Source organism: Campylobacter concisus, assembly GCF_002912895.1.
Lineage (GTDB): Bacteria > Campylobacterota > Campylobacteria > Campylobacterales > Campylobacteraceae > Campylobacter_A > Campylobacter_A concisus_G.
In genome coordinates this window covers 24,583-40,787 of record NZ_POZX01000070.1, presented here as the reverse complement: position 1 = coordinate 40,787, position 16,205 = coordinate 24,583, and the positions used below count along the sequence as shown (strand labels likewise).

General features: G+C 35.4%; 17 protein-coding genes and 1 tRNA gene. 10 read left to right on the top strand and 8 right to left on the bottom strand.

The features are described 5' to 3' along the window. Positions 1-10: 10 nt before the first annotated feature. The 3 genes from CYP51_RS08710 to CYP51_RS08700 are packed head-to-tail and all read right to left on the bottom strand — an operon-like array spanning position 11 to position 2,558. Positions 11-1,243 (bottom strand): OmpP1/FadL family transporter, encoded by a 1,233-nt coding sequence (locus tag CYP51_RS08710; RefSeq protein ID WP_103625136.1) that lies wholly within the window; start codon positions 1,241-1,243, stop codon positions 11-13. Then, positions 1,240-2,091 (bottom strand): deoxyribonuclease IV, encoded by an 852-nt coding sequence (gene nfo / locus CYP51_RS08705; protein WP_103625135.1) that lies wholly within the window; start codon positions 2,089-2,091, stop codon positions 1,240-1,242. Before nfo ends, CYP51_RS08710 begins: the two co-directional genes overlap by 4 nt. Then, positions 2,088-2,558, bottom strand: a complete 471-nt coding sequence (locus CYP51_RS08700; protein WP_103625134.1) for a hypothetical protein — start codon at positions 2,556-2,558, stop codon at positions 2,088-2,090. Before CYP51_RS08700 ends, nfo begins: the two co-directional genes overlap by 4 nt. 68 nt (positions 2,559-2,626) lie before the next feature. Between CYP51_RS08700 and CYP51_RS08695 the strand changes: the two genes are divergently transcribed. Beyond that, positions 2,627-2,701: transfer RNA gene (locus CYP51_RS08695), tRNA-Glu, on the top strand. An 83-nt stretch (positions 2,702-2,784) separates the two neighbouring features. Here CYP51_RS08695 and CYP51_RS08690 read toward each other — a convergent pair. After that, complete coding sequence (locus CYP51_RS08690; RefSeq protein WP_103625133.1) at positions 2,785-3,345, bottom strand: manganese efflux pump MntP; 561 nt, start codon at positions 3,343-3,345, stop codon at positions 2,785-2,787. A 110-nt stretch (positions 3,346-3,455) separates the two neighbouring features. On the opposite strand from CYP51_RS08690, the gene CYP51_RS08685 reads away from it, so the two are divergent. Together CYP51_RS08685 and CYP51_RS08680 are read left to right on the top strand one after the other, a co-directional pair. After that, a complete protein-coding gene (locus CYP51_RS08685) occupies positions 3,456-4,205 on the top strand; it encodes a DUF4197 domain-containing protein (protein WP_103625132.1) in 750 nt (249 codons plus the stop codon). Next, on the top strand, positions 4,202-5,083 hold the full coding sequence (locus tag CYP51_RS08680; protein WP_103625131.1) for a DMT family transporter: 882 nt from the start codon (positions 4,202-4,204) through the stop codon (positions 5,081-5,083). The genes CYP51_RS08685 and CYP51_RS08680 overlap by 4 nt, the downstream gene beginning before the upstream one ends. Here CYP51_RS08680 and CYP51_RS08675 read toward each other — a convergent pair. Beyond that, positions 5,080-5,805: a class I SAM-dependent methyltransferase gene (locus CYP51_RS08675; RefSeq protein ID WP_103625130.1), complete on the bottom strand. Its 726-nt coding sequence runs from the start codon at positions 5,803-5,805 to the stop codon at positions 5,080-5,082. The two genes, CYP51_RS08680 and CYP51_RS08675, sit on opposite strands and share 4 nt — an antisense overlap. A gap of 46 nt (positions 5,806-5,851) precedes the next feature. Here CYP51_RS08675 and CYP51_RS08670 point away from each other — a divergent pair, with 46 nt between their 5' ends. Continuing rightward, on the top strand, positions 5,852-6,244 hold the full coding sequence (locus tag CYP51_RS08670; RefSeq protein WP_103625129.1) for an acyl-CoA thioesterase: 393 nt from the start codon (positions 5,852-5,854) through the stop codon (positions 6,242-6,244). Here CYP51_RS08670 and CYP51_RS08665 read toward each other — a convergent pair. Then, the gene (locus CYP51_RS08665; RefSeq protein WP_103625128.1) at positions 6,235-6,594 is read right to left on the bottom strand and encodes a Fur family transcriptional regulator; all 360 of its coding nucleotides are present in this window, start codon (positions 6,592-6,594) and stop codon (positions 6,235-6,237) included. The genes CYP51_RS08670 and CYP51_RS08665 overlap by 10 nt on opposite strands. Before the next feature lie 150 nt (positions 6,595-6,744). Between CYP51_RS08665 and CYP51_RS08660 the strand changes: the two genes are divergently transcribed. Genes CYP51_RS08660 through CYP51_RS08645 form a run of 4 tightly spaced genes read left to right on the top strand, consistent with a single transcriptional unit; the run spans position 6,745 to position 10,770 of the window. After that, positions 6,745-7,671, top strand: a complete 927-nt coding sequence (locus tag CYP51_RS08660) for a metal ABC transporter solute-binding protein, Zn/Mn family (RefSeq protein WP_085657948.1) — start codon at positions 6,745-6,747, stop codon at positions 7,669-7,671. A 3-nt stretch (positions 7,672-7,674) separates the two neighbouring features. Continuing rightward, positions 7,675-9,180, top strand: a complete 1,506-nt coding sequence (locus tag CYP51_RS08655; RefSeq protein WP_103625127.1) for a nickel/cobalt transporter — start codon at positions 7,675-7,677, stop codon at positions 9,178-9,180. Further along, positions 9,177-9,962, top strand: a complete 786-nt coding sequence (locus tag CYP51_RS08650; protein WP_103625126.1) for a metal ABC transporter ATP-binding protein — start codon at positions 9,177-9,179, stop codon at positions 9,960-9,962. Before CYP51_RS08655 ends, CYP51_RS08650 begins: the two co-directional genes overlap by 4 nt. A gap of 1 nt (position 9,963) precedes the next feature. Beyond that, positions 9,964-10,770, top strand: a complete 807-nt coding sequence (locus tag CYP51_RS08645) for a metal ABC transporter permease (protein WP_054195991.1) — start codon at positions 9,964-9,966, stop codon at positions 10,768-10,770. Here the strand turns inward: CYP51_RS08645 and CYP51_RS08640 are convergent. Continuing rightward, positions 10,751-12,082, bottom strand: a complete 1,332-nt coding sequence (locus CYP51_RS08640) for an MATE family efflux transporter (protein ID WP_103625125.1) — start codon at positions 12,080-12,082, stop codon at positions 10,751-10,753. The two genes, CYP51_RS08645 and CYP51_RS08640, sit on opposite strands and share 20 nt — an antisense overlap. Before the next feature lie 250 nt (positions 12,083-12,332). Continuing rightward, positions 12,333-12,782: a type II secretion system protein gene (locus CYP51_RS08635; protein WP_103625124.1), complete on the bottom strand. Its 450-nt coding sequence runs from the start codon at positions 12,780-12,782 to the stop codon at positions 12,333-12,335. Between the two features lie 140 nt (positions 12,783-12,922). On the opposite strand from CYP51_RS08635, the gene CYP51_RS08630 reads away from it, so the two are divergent. Together CYP51_RS08630 and CYP51_RS08625 are read left to right on the top strand one after the other, a co-directional pair. Beyond that, positions 12,923-13,795 (top strand): cytochrome-c peroxidase, encoded by an 873-nt coding sequence (locus CYP51_RS08630; protein ID WP_103625123.1) that lies wholly within the window; start codon positions 12,923-12,925, stop codon positions 13,793-13,795. Continuing rightward, complete coding sequence (locus CYP51_RS08625) at positions 13,785-16,205, top strand: bifunctional diguanylate cyclase/phosphodiesterase (protein ID WP_103625122.1); 2,421 nt, start codon at positions 13,785-13,787, stop codon at positions 16,203-16,205. The genes CYP51_RS08630 and CYP51_RS08625 overlap by 11 nt, the downstream gene beginning before the upstream one ends.

Genomic DNA, 16,205 nt, shown 5'->3' with positions numbered 1-16,205 from the left:
TTAACCCTAACTAAAATGTATATTTAAAAGTCGTACCAAGGATTTGGATCGTACCAGTATCAAATTCCCCTGACATTTTTGTAGCAATGCTATTGGTAATACCTGTTGCACGCTTCTTATCACGGTGTTGATAAACATATCCAAGTGCCATTTCAAGATTTGGTGTAAATTTATAATTTACTCCAAAAGAATACACCTTAGATGTAGTATTTGGAAGCTCTAAGCCAGTATGCTTGCTACTTGTAATGTCTTCGTCATAGGCAAAGCCAGCCATTAGTCTAAATTTTTCATTTACGTCATAGGCAAGACCTAGTCTATATGTATTTGTATCTTTTGCATTTTTAATGACTGGATCGTCCATGAATCTTGCAAAAGCTGGATGCGAGTGAGCTGGACCTTTATCCATGTATTCAAAGTCATAGCCTTTAAATTTAGACCAATACGTTCTCTCAAAAGCTAGCAAAAGAGTAAAGTCGCTAAATTTATATCCAGTTGCAAGCACAAGCTGTGCAGGAAGTGGGATCTCAACTTTTGTTTTACCATGATAGCTTATAGGAGATAGCGCTCCGTTAAAATCAGCATCTGTATGGCCTTTAAGTTCTAAATTTACATTTGAGCGGTAAGTAACAGCAAAGCTCAAATCCTCAATAGGTCTATAAGTAAGCGCGACATTATAGCCATAGCCCATACCATCGCCTTTTATCTCTCTGTAGCCTATTCGTCCAAAGTCACTTGCTATCTTACCTTTACTATAAACGCCTCTAGCACCAAGAGCAACGGCAAGTTTATCGTTTATGCGGTAAGCCACGGTTGGATTTAGCTCAACAACTTGCAGCTTAAACCTTTTAGCGGTAAACGCAGTAGCTGGATCCTCCCATGATACACCAACAGCAGCAGGAACGGCAAGAGCTAAACCGAATTTCCAGTTTTCATAAATTTCTGGCGTTACAAAACTAAATGTACCAGCTAGCGAGTCAAATTTTTCTGACCTGTAGCTTTTGCCACTATCACTTTTAAACTCGAGCTTATTTATATGAAACCAGCCAAGGGTACTTTCTATGTGATGACGTCCATCTAAAAACATCATATTTGCAGGGTTAAAATATGCCGCGTCAGCTCCAAAACTAAAGGCTACGTTACTAGCAGCAAGACCTAAAGAATCAGCACTTTGCTCAGGAATTTTATAACCTCCAGCATTTAGCAAAGTAGATGCCATAATAATGCTTAATAGCACTTTTTTCATAGTTTTTCCTTTTCAAAATTTCTTAGAATTTTTATCTCGTCTTCCCAAATACTCTCATCAATCGTCTCTAATATTAAGGGAATTTCGCCTATTTTATCATCATTTATTATATTTTTAAAAGCACTAAATCCAAGCTCACCCTTGCCAAGGCTCTCGTGCCTATCTTTTTTCGAGCCAAGTCCAAATTTTGCATCATTTAAATGCATGCCAGATAAAAATTTATAGCCAATGATCGCATCAAATTCCCCCATCGTCTTGACGTAAGCTTCTTTACTTCTTAGATCATATCCAGCAGCAAATGCGTGACAGGTATCAAAGCAAACACCAACCCTACTCTCATCGTCTACTCGTTCTATCAGATAAGCAATCTGCTTAAAACTAAAGCCTAAATTTGATCCTTGAGCAGCTGTATTTTCGATGACTAGCTTTACGCTACTTGTGCGCTTAAGTGCCACGTTCATGCAGTTTGCAATATTATCTAAGCACTCTTTTTCGCTTATTTGTTTTAGATGTGAGCCTGGATGAAAATTTAAAAGCCCAAGCCCAAGCTTACTGGCGCGATCTATCTCATCTACAAAGGCTTCAAGCGACTTTGCTCTTGCCTCCTCATCTGGATGGCCTAAATTTATCAAGTAGCTACTGTGTGGCAAAACATGCTTTGTGCTTATGCCAGAAATTTTTAGATTTTCTTTAAACCGCTCTATCTCACTGGCGCTTAGCTCTTTTGCATTCCACTGGCGTTGATTTTTTGTAAAAAGTGCAAAGGCATTTGCTCCTATTTTTGCAGCATTTAACGGAGCGTTAAACACGCCTCCAGCCGCACTTACGTGAGCTCCTATGTATCTCATTTTAACTCTTTTATTATCACTCTTATTTTATTTTTGCTATCTATAAATTTGACGTAGTTGTCGCAAACCTCGTATTTTATAAAATATGAACTTAGATCTTGACTAAAACCACACTCCGTATTTATCAAGCCTTTGCCATCATAAATCTTTTCTCTTTGCAAAATTTCTTCAAAAAGGCTCTCATAGTGCGGAGCTAGAAAAAATTTCTCATTAAACTCAGTCTTATTAAAGCAAGCACTATTTATGCAAATTTTATCTCTTATGTTTATGTTTGCGGTATTTACGCCAGAGCTATAAATTTGCAAATTTAGCTCATTTTTATATTTATGGAAAAATCCAACGTCATTTATCTTCATCATCGGAGAAAATAAAGTAACTTGAAAAGCTTGTGAATTTTGCGGCGTTTTGGTAGCCACGCAGCCTGTAAAAATAAAAACAGACAACAAAGTAAATAAAAAATTTTTCAAAAATTTTTCCTTATTAATCTAAAATTAAGTATAAAAGAAATATAATCCCAACTTCATAACCGACATGTGGCCCATTCGTCTAGCGGTTAGGACATCGCCCTTTCACGGCGGTAACACGAGTTCGAGTCTCGTATGGGTCACCACTTCTAAAAATTAAAATCTTATCCATATAAGCTTTAAAATATAGTTAATCTTAAATATTATTTTTAATTGTTATTTTAAATTTTTATTGAACCGCGCCGCTTTCAATTAAATGCGTTATTAAAATTTTAAAACCTAGAAAAATTAATATCGCTCCTCCCAAAAAGAGCGCCTTTTTTTCTAAAATTTCACCCATAAATTTACCTATATAAAAAGCAATCAAACTTAATGCAAAGCAGACTACACCTATGATAAGCGAGCTTTGAAAGATGTTTATCTCTTCAAAGCTAAGTGTGACGCCAACGGCAAGAGCGTCTATACTAGTAGCAAATGCTCCATACAAAATGGTCTTAAATCCTATCTTAAGATACTCACACTCCTCTTTGCTACAGGCCTCTTTAAACATTCTAAAACCAAGAAAGCAAAGTATAAAAAATGCAATAAAATGATCAACCGAGCTTATAAATTTTGCAAAACCAACACCTAAAAGATAGCCAAGAAGCGGCATGAGAAACTGAAAAAAGCCAAGCATAAAAGCTATAAATAAAATTTTACTAAAAACCAAATTTTTATATCTTGCACCATTTGCCATATTTAGTGCCGCACTATCCATACTAAGAGCGAAGCTAAGAAGTAAAAGTTGCATAATCTTCCTTTAGAAAAAAGGGTGAATTCTAGTGCAAAAAGATTAAATTTATTTTAAGTGTTTAGATATTTTTTGTATGATTTTGCTTTAAATTTAAAAAAGGAGAGAAGATGAAAAGATCTCTTGTTATTCTTTGTGGCGCACTTGCTTTAAATTTACAAGCCACAAATATGGACGATATGATAAATAAAGGCGTCAAAATCGCCACTCACGCATCAAGCGGCGACTATAAAAGCTTAGTTAGCGAGGTGCTAAACGCCGCTGTTAGCGAGCTTTCAAAAGATGGCTTTATAAACAATGCCACAGCTAAAATTCCACTTCCAAAAAGCCTTGAAATGGCGTCAAATTTAGCCAAAAAAGTAGGTGGCGAGAAGTGGGCGCAGGATCTTAGCAAGTCGATAAACAATGCCGCGACCACAGCCGTACCAAAGGCTGCTGAAATTTTTAGCGAAAGCATAAAAAATATGAGCGAAGCAGATGTCAAAAAGCTCTTTAACGGCGGCAGTGACAGCGTTACGAAGTATTTGCAGCAAAGCTCCAGCCAAAAGCTAAAGGCGGCATTTACGCCGATAATAGAAAAAATGATGAGCGAAAATAGCTTCGCGACTGCCTATAATGGGCTAAATTCTTTCATCGTCGGCTCAGCAAAAAATAATGAAACGATAAAATCAGTAAAGAGCCTAGCTAAAAATTTAGGTGCAAGCGAGTATGTACCAGATGACGGCGAGGACCTAAATGCATATATCACAAGAAAGACGCTAGATGGGCTATTTAACGTGATGAGCGAGAAGGAAAAAGGGCTAAGAAGTGGCTTTAGCCTAGATAGCGGCAAAAAGGTGCTAGACTCGATCTTTAAATGAAAAATTTAAGCGCACAAAACAGAGCCGACATCGCACTCATTGTAGTTGCCATCGTTTGGGGCGCTACGTTTTTACCTATGGCAAACGCACTAAAAACAAATAGTGTCTTTGTCATGCTCTTTTGTAGATTTTTTATTTCCGCTATCTTTATGGGACTTATAGCATTTAAACTTTCTAAAATTTTTGATAAAAAAAGTGTGGTTTATGGCACTATCCTTGGCATAGTTCTCTTTGGCTCGTTTGTTGCTCAAACTTACGCTCTAAAGCTTACTTTTAGCTCAAGTGTTGCCTTTATTACAGGGCTTGAGTGTGTGATTGTGCCTTTTATGACAGCACTCATTTTTAAAAATAAAATAACCATTTTTGCTATTTTTGGTGCGCTTGTTGCCATTTTTGGGCTTTGGCTTTTAAGCGGAGCCACTCTTGCTTTAGGAGCTGGTGAGGTACTTGCCCTACTTTGTGCCATATTTTATGCACTTTACACAAGCTTAAATGGCCACTTTGTAAGAAAATGCGAGCTTTATTTGCTTGTGTTTGTGGTATTTCTCACCGTCTCTTTACTCTCATTTGTCTTTGCATTTATTGAAGGTGGTGTGGTGCCAAATTACGATAGGGAATTTTTTATAGCAATTTTCATCACTGCATTTATTGGCACCATATTTTGCTACTTTGTCCAAACGATCGCTCAAAGATATACGACCGCTAGCAAGGCGGCCTTGTTTTTCTGTCTAGAACCAGTCTCTGCTGGCTTTATCGGCTATTTTTTCGCTGGTGAAAAGCTAACACTCATACAAATTTTTGGCGCAATTTTAATAATCTTTGGAGTTATCTTTAGCGAATTTGGTAAAAAATTTTTCTCTAGGTCAAAACTAGCTTAAAAGACAAAAAGCTTCATCTGCGACTCTATCTTTTCATCTATAAACTCGCCGTCAAATCTCTCTTTTAACATCGCTAAAACCGCCTTTTCATCGTAGTTTTTAGCTCCGTTTATCTCAAGGTGCCAGCAAATATTTTCAGCAGCTTCTTGCACGCTTCGTCTAACGATCCTAGTTTCGTTTAAAATTTCACTCTTATAGGCAATGCCTTGCTCATTTAGCCACGCTTCAAGCCTGTTTACGACATTTTTTTGTGAGAGCGTTCGGCCAAATTTTTCAAAAAATGGCTCCAGAAGATCAGAGCTTCTAGGCTTATCCCAGCCAAGATAGAGTTTTTGTTTTGCAATACTATGAAATTTAGCAAAATCTTCATCGCTAGCAATCGCTGGACTCATCGTGCAAATGACGATATCAAAGTGCTTTGTGGGCTTAAATTCTCTCCAAGAGCAAACTTCGCTACTTAAATTTGTCACACCAAATCTCTTTGCGTCTTCGTTTAAAATTTCTATCATCTTTTCAGAGCTATCTATACCAGTTACGCTTTTAGCCTTTTTTGATAAAAATATGCTCCAAACGCCCGTGCCACAGCCTATATCAAGAATTTCTTTACCGCTAAAATCAACTCCCCAAGCTAAGGCTTTAGCAAAAATTTGTTGCTGAATAGCACTTACTTTGCCATCAAACCTTTGATAATTTGACGCCTTTTTATCCCATAAATTTTGCATTTTAGCTCCTTATTTTTGGTTATAATTCTAGCAAAAAAGGCCAGAAATGAAAGATTTTATCTACAAAGTAATAATCCCACCACAAGCCATTGATATGCACGGACACATGAATAATGTCTATTATTTCACTCTTATGCAAGAGGCTGCATTTGCACACTCTGCAGCGGTTGGCGACACGGTTGAGGCGCAGTATAAAAGAGGCGAGATCTGGCTCATTAGAAAAAATGAAGCCAAATATATAAAAAGCGTAAAATTGATGGATAAGATAGAAATTCACACTTACACACAAGCTGAAGGCAAGGCGACTTCGTGTAGATATTTTGAGTTTAAAAAAAATGACGAACTAATAGCAACTGGCAAGACCGAGTTTGTTTATGTTGATCTAAAAACAAATCGTCCAAAAGCCATTCCGGCTGAGATAATCACTCTTTACTCGTGATCACACTCATCACAAACGCCTTTTATCACGGCGCTTTTTATATTTTTAGCGACGTTTAGGTGGGGCATATCGATGTTTGTGACTTTATGACAGACATCGCAAATAAAGTACGCTTTTGTCTCATTTGCTAGTTCGTAGTAGCTTTTATGATTATTTTCAGTTTTTATGACAAGGCCCTTTTTTTCAAAAATTTCTATGCTTCTATAAAAAGTGGTTTTATTTGCATTAAGGCTTTCTAAAATTTCATCATAGCTTAATGGAGTTTTGGCATTTTGCAAAATTTCAACGAGCTTTATGCGAAAAGTAGTTGCTTTGATACTATGCTCTTCTAGGAAATTTCTTGCATTCATCCTTACCCTTTTTATTTTGCGTATATTAACGCTAAAAGATTTAAACTATATTTAAAAGAAAAGGCTAAATTTAGGCTTTTGTATTTTAAGTTGCAACCAAGTTGCATTTTGCTAAACTTCCGCAATATTTTTTCAAACAAAGGAGAGATGGTGAGAAAGATTTTTGTTTTTTTAGCAGTTTGCGCTTTGTCGCTTTTTGCAAAGCCAGTTGTTACGACTAGTATATTGCCTACAAAATTTTTTGTTGAGCAGATCGCTGGTGATACACTAAGCGTAAATACAATGGTTGGCAAAGGTGCTGATCCGCACACTTATGAGCCAAAGCCAAAACAGATGAAGGAGCTTGAAAAGAGCGAGCTTTACTTTGCTATTGGCATTGAGTTTGAAGATACTTGGCTAGAGCGTTTTTCAAAATCTTTTAAAAATTTACACATTGTAAAAACACAAGAAGGCATCGAAAAGATAGCTATGAGTGATGAACATGAACACCATGAACATCACGAGCACAAGCATGAGGGCGAGCATAAACATGAACATCACGAGCATCATGACCATGACCACGAAGCTGGCGAACATCATCACCATCATCATGATGGCCTTGATCCACACATTTGGCTTGATCCAGTTTTAGTAAAAACTCAAGCTGATAATATAGCTAAGGCGCTAATAGAGAAATTCCCACAAAATGCAAAGCTTTATGAGGAAAATTTAGCTAAATTTAAAGCCAGCCTTGACGAGCTTGATAGCTTTATTAAAAATACTCTAAAAGATGTTAAAACTCGCGAATTTATCGTATATCACCCATCTTGGGGATATTTTGCAAAACGCTATAACTTAGAGCAAATCGCTATCGAGATAGAGGGCAAAGAGCCAAAGCCAGCTGAGCTAAAAGAGCTCATCGAAGAGGCTAAAGAGCACGGTGTAAAGGTTATTTTCGTGGCTCCGCAGTTTCCAACAAAGGCTGCGAATTTAGTAGCAAAAGAGACTGGCTCAAAGGTTATAAGCATTGATCAGCTTCCAGAAAATTGGCTAGATGAGATGAAAAAAACAGCAGAAATTTTTGCTAAGAGTCTATAAAAAATGTTAGCACGCCTGATTGTCATTTGCTTCTTCGCTATAAATGCCTTCGGGTGTGCTCTTTGCTCGCTTTATAGCCCGACCGCTCACGTGAGCGTAAAATTTGACTCAAACGAAAACAATATCACTACAATTGCTTTTTCATGGACATTTTCGCAAAATTTCTCAGAGCTTATGAGGCAAAATTTTGACCTAAATCAGGACGAAAAGATAGATGAAAGCGAGATCAAAAAGATCCGCTTAAATTTACTTGATTATCTTGTGCCAAGGCACTATTTAACGAATATTGAGTACTTTTACAAAGATGAAAATGCTACGAAGCTTGAGCTAAATTTAAAAAAGTATAAACTCTATTTTGATGAGGGCAGACTAAAATTTGACGTTAGTTTTAAGACAAATTTGCTTATCAAAGATGGCTTTGTGGTGTCTGTCGAAATGGACGATAAAGAGGGATATTTTAATTTTAAATTTACACAAAATAACGCATTTTTGGTATCAGATCAGTTTTGGACGATACCAAATCCAAATGCAAATTTAATATTTTTTACATTTTCAAGTAAAGCTGCAGCCAAAGCTCATAACGAAAAACCTGCATTAAAAGAGCTTCTAAAAGAGCCAAACTCAGTAAATTTTGAAGATGAAAATTTAAGCCAGATCGATAAGATCGATGAAGCTAAGTTTGATCTTGTTTCAAAAACAAGTCTAAATATGCTTGATAGATTAAAGCAAATTCTAAGAAATTTTGATCAAAAAAGTCCGCTAACTCTACTATTTTTAGCGCTAATATCATTTGGTTATGGCTTTTTGCACGCTGCATCTGCGGGGCATGGCAAGGTACTTACAAGCTCTTATTTTGCCGCAACTGGTGGAAGCTACGCCAAAGCCTTTTTCTTCTCTTTAAAGATCGGATTTTTACATGTTGTGGGCGCGTTTATTTTTGTGCTTGCTAGTTTTATGATATTACGTGAGATCAGTAGCGATCTGACAAAAGATACAGCAAGCGTTACGACAGCATTTTCTGGCGTTATTATCTTTTTTGTAGCGATTTTTATGCTTTATAAAAAGGTCAAAATTTATCTTTCAAGCAAAAAAGAGTTAAATAAATTTTATATTTTTAGTTCAAGCTTAAGCCAAAATTTGAGTAAAAATACAAAATTTATTAGCGACTGTGGCTGTAATATCTGCATTACAAAAAAACCAAAAAACAAAGAAGAATGGCTGGTTGCGGCTGCTGCGGCACTTATTCCTTGTCCTGGCACGATACTTGTCTTTGTACTAGCAAACGAGCTAGGCAGCTACTTTGCAGGCGTTATAAGCGGCATATTTATGGCGCTTGGCATGAGCGCAGTGATATTTTTAGCGGCTGTTTTTGGAGCCAAGATAAATGAGAGCACAAATATTAAGCTAAAAAAGTTTAAAATCTATGCCGAATTTATGGCTCTTAGCGTTATGCTTTGGCTTGGACTTTTTATTTTTACTACGACATTTACGCAAAAGAGTCTGTTTTGAAAGAAATTATAAAAATTAAAAATTTAAACTTTAGCTACGATAAGCAAGTGATTTTAGAAGGTATCAATTTAGATTATAGTAGCGATGAGTTTTTAGCTATTATCGGTCCAAATGGTGGTGGCAAAAGCACACTTTTAAAGCTTATTTTAGGGCTACTTAAGCCTCAAAGTGGTGAGATAAAACTCTTTGGAAAAGAGCCAAGCGAAGTCAGTAAATTTATAGGTTATGTGCCTCAAAATTTTCTCTCAAATCAAAGCTTTCCGATGATGGTTTTAGAAGTAGTTTTAATGGGGCTAATTGATAAAAAAATTTTTGGTTTTTACTCGCGAGATGAGAAACAAATGGCTCTTGCAGCCCTTGAGAAAGTTGGCATGAAAGAATTTGCAAGCGCTAGGATCGGTGAGCTAAGCGGTGGCCAAAGACAGCGTGTATATATCGCAAGAGCGCTTTGTGCAAATGCAAAAGTCCTCGTTTTAGACGAGCCAACAGCCAGTATCGACACAAAGGGTCAGGCTGAAATTTATGAAATTTTAAAAAATATAAATGCAAGTGGTGTTGGCATAGTTTTGGTAAGTCACGATCTAAATATCGTGCTAAATTATGCTACAAAAATCGCCTATGTGAGTAAAAATTTACATATCCATAAAACTCATGAAGATACTGCAAAAAGAGAATTTATAGAGCATTTAGCAAAATCTCATAGCCATTTTTGTGATGTCGAGATCGCACTTGGCGAATGTGAGTGCAAAATCAAAAGTAATGTTTTTAAGCTAAAGAGATAAAATGAGTGAAATTTTAGAGTTAAATTTTATGCAAAATGCCTTTATTGCTGGCATTTTAGTTAGTATCATTTGTGGGCTCATAGGCTCACTCGTTGTTATAAATAAAATGACTTTTATTGCTGGTGGCATTGCGCACGGAGCGTATGGCGGCATCGGACTTGCTTTTTTCTTCTCGCTTGAACCACTTCTTGGAGCTAGCATATTCTCACTCTTTTTAGCCCTCATAATCGCCACTATCACGTTAAAAGATAAAACCAACATCGACTCAGTTATCGGTGCTATTTGGGCATTTGGCATGGCTATTGGCATCATTTTTATCGATTTAACTCCAGGATACAATGCCGATCTTATGAGTTATCTTTTTGGCTCTATCTTAGCAGTAAGCGGGCAAGATATAACATTTATGAGTATTTTAGATATCTTATTTTTAGCACTCATTGCCCTTTTTTACCGTCAATTTGTAGCTATTAGCTTTGATGCAGAGTTTGCAAAGTTGCGCGGTGTAAATACAACATTTTTTCACTATTTGTTAGTGTGCATGATGGCACTTTGCGTGGTGGCTACGATTCGTGTTGTTGGGCTGATTCTAGTCATCGCTCTTCTTACTATACCGCCATATTTAGCACAAATTTTTGCCAAAAGACTGGGACTGATGATGCTAATCTCTACTATCTTTTCAGTCGTTTTTTGTTTTAGCGGTCTATTTATTAGCTTTTATTTTAACCTAACAGGCGGAGCTAGCATAATCTTAGTTGCTTCACTTTGCTTTTTTGCTTTTTGTTTTAAATTTAAAAGCTTACGTCAGTAGCCCTTCTTAACTGATAAAGCGTCCAAAAGACGAAGCAAATAGCTGTGAGATAGACGCTAAAAAATAGAGCCAACCATATAAATTTTATCTCAACACCAAAATAAAAAACTACTGCATAAAAAAGTGATCCTTGAAGTACGAATTGCCTAAATCCATTTAGCAAAAAGATGGCCACTGGGCGTTTTACGGCCTGAAGAGTGCTACCTGAGACATTTATCGTGCCATAAGCTACGTAAGCAAGAGAATTTATACCAAGATAAAGCCCTGCTATCTCCAAAACTGCCGGCGTATCATCAAAAATTCTTATCATATCTTCACCAAAAAATCTAATAAAAACGCAAGCAAATGCACAATAAATAAGTAAAAAAAGAAGCGAAATTTTATAGCATTGCTTAGCTCTTTTAAAATTTTTAGCGCCATAGTTTCTTGAAACGATACTTAAAACTGCTGCGGCCATACCAATGGTCGGCAATACCAAAATTTGCTCTATCCTTAAAGCTATACCGTACCCCGCTACAGCATTTACACCATAGTAGCTTATAAATTTTAAAAGTACAAGTGAGCCAAGCGACATCGATAGATAGTTCAAGCAAGCTGGTAGAGCTTGCTTTGTAATCTTTGCCCAAATGCCAAAATTTGGCACAAAATAGCTTAAATTTCTTGGCTCGATCATCTTAGCTTTTTTAACTTTTACAAAAAGGTAGATCATGCCCAAAAGCTGAACACTAGCTGTTGCTAGAGCAAGTCCTTTTACGCCAAGATCCAAAATGAATGCAAAAAAGTAGCAAAAAAATACATTGATAAAAAGGCCATAAAATAGCCAATTGCGGTAACTTTTTGTATCTCCAAGTGCCACAAGCACGCCGTTTAGAGATTTGATAATCAAGAAAAATGGTGCAGTAAGAAAGATAACACCCGCGTAATCAAGCGCCTCTTTTAAATAGTGATGATCAGCTCCTAAAAAAGTGAGTAAATTTGGTGCTAAAAAATAGCCACAAAACCCCATAAAAATAGCAAATACCAGCACAAAAGTAACTCCATTTGCCGCATAAAATTGAGCCATTTTTATCTTTCCTGCTCCAAGGCTATTGCCTATTAGCGCAGTTAGTGCTGAGCCAAAACCAAGCCCAATGCCCACAATACTTAGATAAAGTAAAAAGCTCATAGCCATACCAGCTACGGCAAGGGTAGAAATTTTTGCTGCAAAAAATGTGCCAGTGACGTTATAAAGAGTATTAAACATCATTGCGGTGCCAGCTGGGAGTGATAGCGAGATGATAAGCTTATTTAACGGGTCTTTTAGTAAATCCATGGTTTGATTTTACGTTTTTTATCTTTAAAATTTGTAAAGGATAAAAATCAATTAAATTTAATAAAAAGCCATTGCCTATTAATATAAGTTAGGATTGATACCTTTTGGCAACGCATTAAATCTTAGAAAGCTTATTTTTATGTATATAAATTATTTGTGTAAAAATTTGTATTTCTATTAGTCTTTGTTATATTAAAAATTTAGTAGGACAAAAATCATAAAAAGCAAGGAAAATACCTTGCTAAAAATTTTATTTATATTTTATGCCCATGCCACCGAATTTAAGTGTATTAGCTGTCTTGTTGTCGGTAGTACTTTCGATTAAGGCTTTAACATCCACTAAGCCTGGCAAGCCCCAAACTTGTTTACAAAGACCGCCTGTTTTTATAGTTATTCCTATCTCACCAGTAGTATTATTTCCAGGACGTACTTCTAAACACTCATCATCTTTTGCTTTTACTGGTGTTTTTACATTTGACATTTTTTTGACAGCTTCTTTAATATCCGAATCAGTAGCAAATTCGCCTTGTGAAGTGTAGTAAGAACCCAAATCAGCAATAAGTGTTTGTATATTTGTAGCAGTTTTTGCTATCTCTGCATCATCCCTTGTTGCAGCTAGTTTTGGTATAGCAACCGCGGCTAATATACCCAATATAACGATCACGAAGATCAACTCAATCATCGTAAAGCCTTTTTTCATGACTTCTCCTCCCTGAAATATAAATATTTTCTAAATCGAGCGAATTGTATCATAAATTTCAAAAAACAATAAAATAATGTACTATATAAAAAATCAAAAATTTGCCGATATAAAAAAGAAAATTAAAAATTAGGGGCGTTATGAAGGGCGTTATACTTTGTCTATTTATCATCACGATTTCATTTTGTAAATATGAATCCTATAAACCTCTCACGGTAGTAAAATATAATGAAGAAAAGGCTCTGCTTGGTAAAAAACTCTTTTTTGACAAAAGACTAAGCCCAAATGAAAACTACTCTTGCCAAACTTGTCACAACTTGTATTGGAATTTAAGCGGAAGCAACCAAGATAGCATGGAAAAAGGCACTTTAAATCCTCCAACCATATTAAATGCTGCAGCAAACTATCTATTTTATAGCGATGCAAAGATTAGCAATTTAAAAGATCAAGTAAAAGAGTCCATAACTTCTAGAATAGAACTAAACTCGGATAACGACAAGATAGTGGATTCTGTAAATAATATCTCTGAGTACAAAATTTTATTTAAAAAAATTTATAATGACGGCATTAATTTTGATAATATTGCAGATGCAATAGCTGAGTTCGAAAAGGCTGTCTTGAGTGTTGATTCGCCATTTGATCGTTTTATATCAGGTGATAACAATGCCATAGATGATAGTGCAAAGAAAGGATTTGAGATATTTAATAATATAGGCTGTGCCGCTTGTCATAATGGTAGAAATTTGGGAGGGAATTTGACACAGGATATTGGCCGAGAAAGAATTTCTACCTTAGATACAAGCAAAAGATTAAGAAGAGTGCCATCACTAAGAAATATTACAAAAACTGCTCCATATTTATCCCACGGGGAGATAAACGATCTAAAAGAGGCTATAAGCTTTATTGGTAACTACCAGCTAGGATACGCTCTTAGCAAAGATGAAATTGATGCTTTATACTCATTTTTTCTGACATTAAATGGTAAAAAGCCTAGGATACTAAATGAGTACTAAACGAATAAAAACCATACTTAGCGTCTTAACAGCTATATTTTTCATTAGTGCATTTTTTATATATAAAGCAAATATAGCTATTGGTGCAGCTCATAAATTTGATGATGGAATTTTAAATCTAAAATTTATAGACAATGAAATAACTTTTTCTTTAAATAATATTTATGATATCTCAAACTACGACAAACTCAATGCTGACATAAATTCTTTTGATACAAATTTGAGCAACCTTTCAATGCTTAGTGATGAGATGCTGTTATTTCATCAAAATGAAATAACAAAAGATCTACAAAACATAAGAGATGTATTTAGTAAAAAAGTATTTTTTTTACAAAGATCAGCTTATGTAAACTCATCTATAGATTCTTATATCCAAATAAGTCAATATGAGATACAAAATCTCGCACTTCCAAATAAGCTTGAGCCTATATTTTATGCGTTAAAAGGTGCTTTGATGCTTAGTCCTGAAGTAATAGATGAAATTTCAAAGCAAATAAAAATGTATAAAAACGAGTATAAAGATAACCAAAAAGCTCAAAATGTATTAGACAAAATACTTTATGCGACTCAAGCTACAAAAACTTTACGTACAATCTCAAATAGTGTAAAAGAACTACATCTTGATAATCTGATAGAAAATTTTAGAAACAAAATCCTAGAATTTCACTCTGATGAGGTGAATAAGGCAAAAATAGCTCAGACAATTTGTTTACTTACATTTATAGTATTTTGTGCATTTGGCCTCTTTCAAATTAAAATAGCCTCAGAGCGTTTAAGGCAAATAAAACTCTTAAGATCCACGGTTGAAAACGATCATAGCTCTGTTGTCTATTGCGATAAATACAATAGAATTTCATATGTAAATAAAACCTTTGAAGAAAAAACTGGCTACAAGCTAAAAGAATTAATTGGCAAAAATCCTAGAATACTAAAATCATATATGCACCCACAAAGCTTTTATGAATCCATAAAAGAGGCTCTGCAAAAATCTCTACCTTGGGAGAGCGATGAGCTTATAAGCAGAACAAAAAGCGGTGATTTTTTATATGAAAAGGTAAAATTTTCGCCATTTTTCTTTAAAAATAAATTTGAGGGCTATATAGCCATAAAGCTTGATAGGACTAAAGAGACGCTGATACTAAACGAGCTGACTCAAAAAAATGAACAAATAAAAATACAATCTTCAATCGATAAGCTAACAGGCTTTGGCAACTACTTTGCTTTAACTGAAATTTTAGACGCGCAAAAAGATGGAGTGCTCATTTGCTTAAGCATTAAAAATTTTAAAATTTTAAGATTCTTTTATCAAACTAAGATTATCGATGCAATGCTAAAAGCAGTAGCTGATACACTAAAGCTTTGCATAGATACTTCTGAGATAAAAGCAAAGCTATTTAGATTTCAAGATGACGCATTTTATATATGGTATGAAGGCGACAATATCGTAAGAGATATTGAATATATTAGAGAATATTTTGGTTCAAATAGAATAAATGTTGCTATTGATGAAAAATTTGAAAACTTACCAGGCATAAAGATGGTGTTTGGTGTTTCATTGCCAAACGATACCCCACAAACTAACCGCCTAATGCAATCAGTCCTTGCAAATCAGCTCGCAATAGAAAATGGTAGCAATATTTACTACTATCTAGAAAATGACGCCATTGAGATGAAATATCACAAAAACCAGCTGGCAGTTCAACTAATCGAAGATGCGTTAGAAAACGATAGAGTCATCGTAGAAGCACAAGGCATCTTTAACTTAGAAGAAAATGAGACCGAAGCAAAGTATTATGAAGTTTTGGTTCGTATAATCGACCAAAATGGTAAGATACACTATCCGGGCGAATTTTTAGATATTGCTATGAAAACTCAGTTATATCCGCAAATAACCAAAAAAGTTATAGCCCTTGCATTTGATTTAGCCAAAAAATATCCAGACTATACATTCTCAATAAATTTATCTAATACAGACATAGCCGACGCTAGTATGAGAGAGCTTATAGAAAATAAACTAATAGAGTGCAAAGATCCTAATAAAATTTGTTTTGAAATGCTAGAGAGCGAAGAGCTTAGCGACTATGTTGCGGTAAATTCTTTCATAAAACGCGTCAAGGGCTATGGATGTAAAATTTCGATTGATGACTTTGGCTCAGGATACTCAAACTATTACCGAATTTTGGAGCTTGATATAGACACCATAAAGATAGATGGCTCGATAATCAAAAAGCTTCCATTTGATGAAAATGCTAGAGTTCTAGTAGAAACCATCGTAAGCTTTGCAAAAAAGCAAGGCTACAAAATAGTAGCCGAGTTCGCAAGTTCAGAAGAAATTTTAAACCAAATCAAAAATTTTGGAATACCTTACGCACAAGGTTTCTTACTAGGCAAGCCTCGCAGAATGGAATAG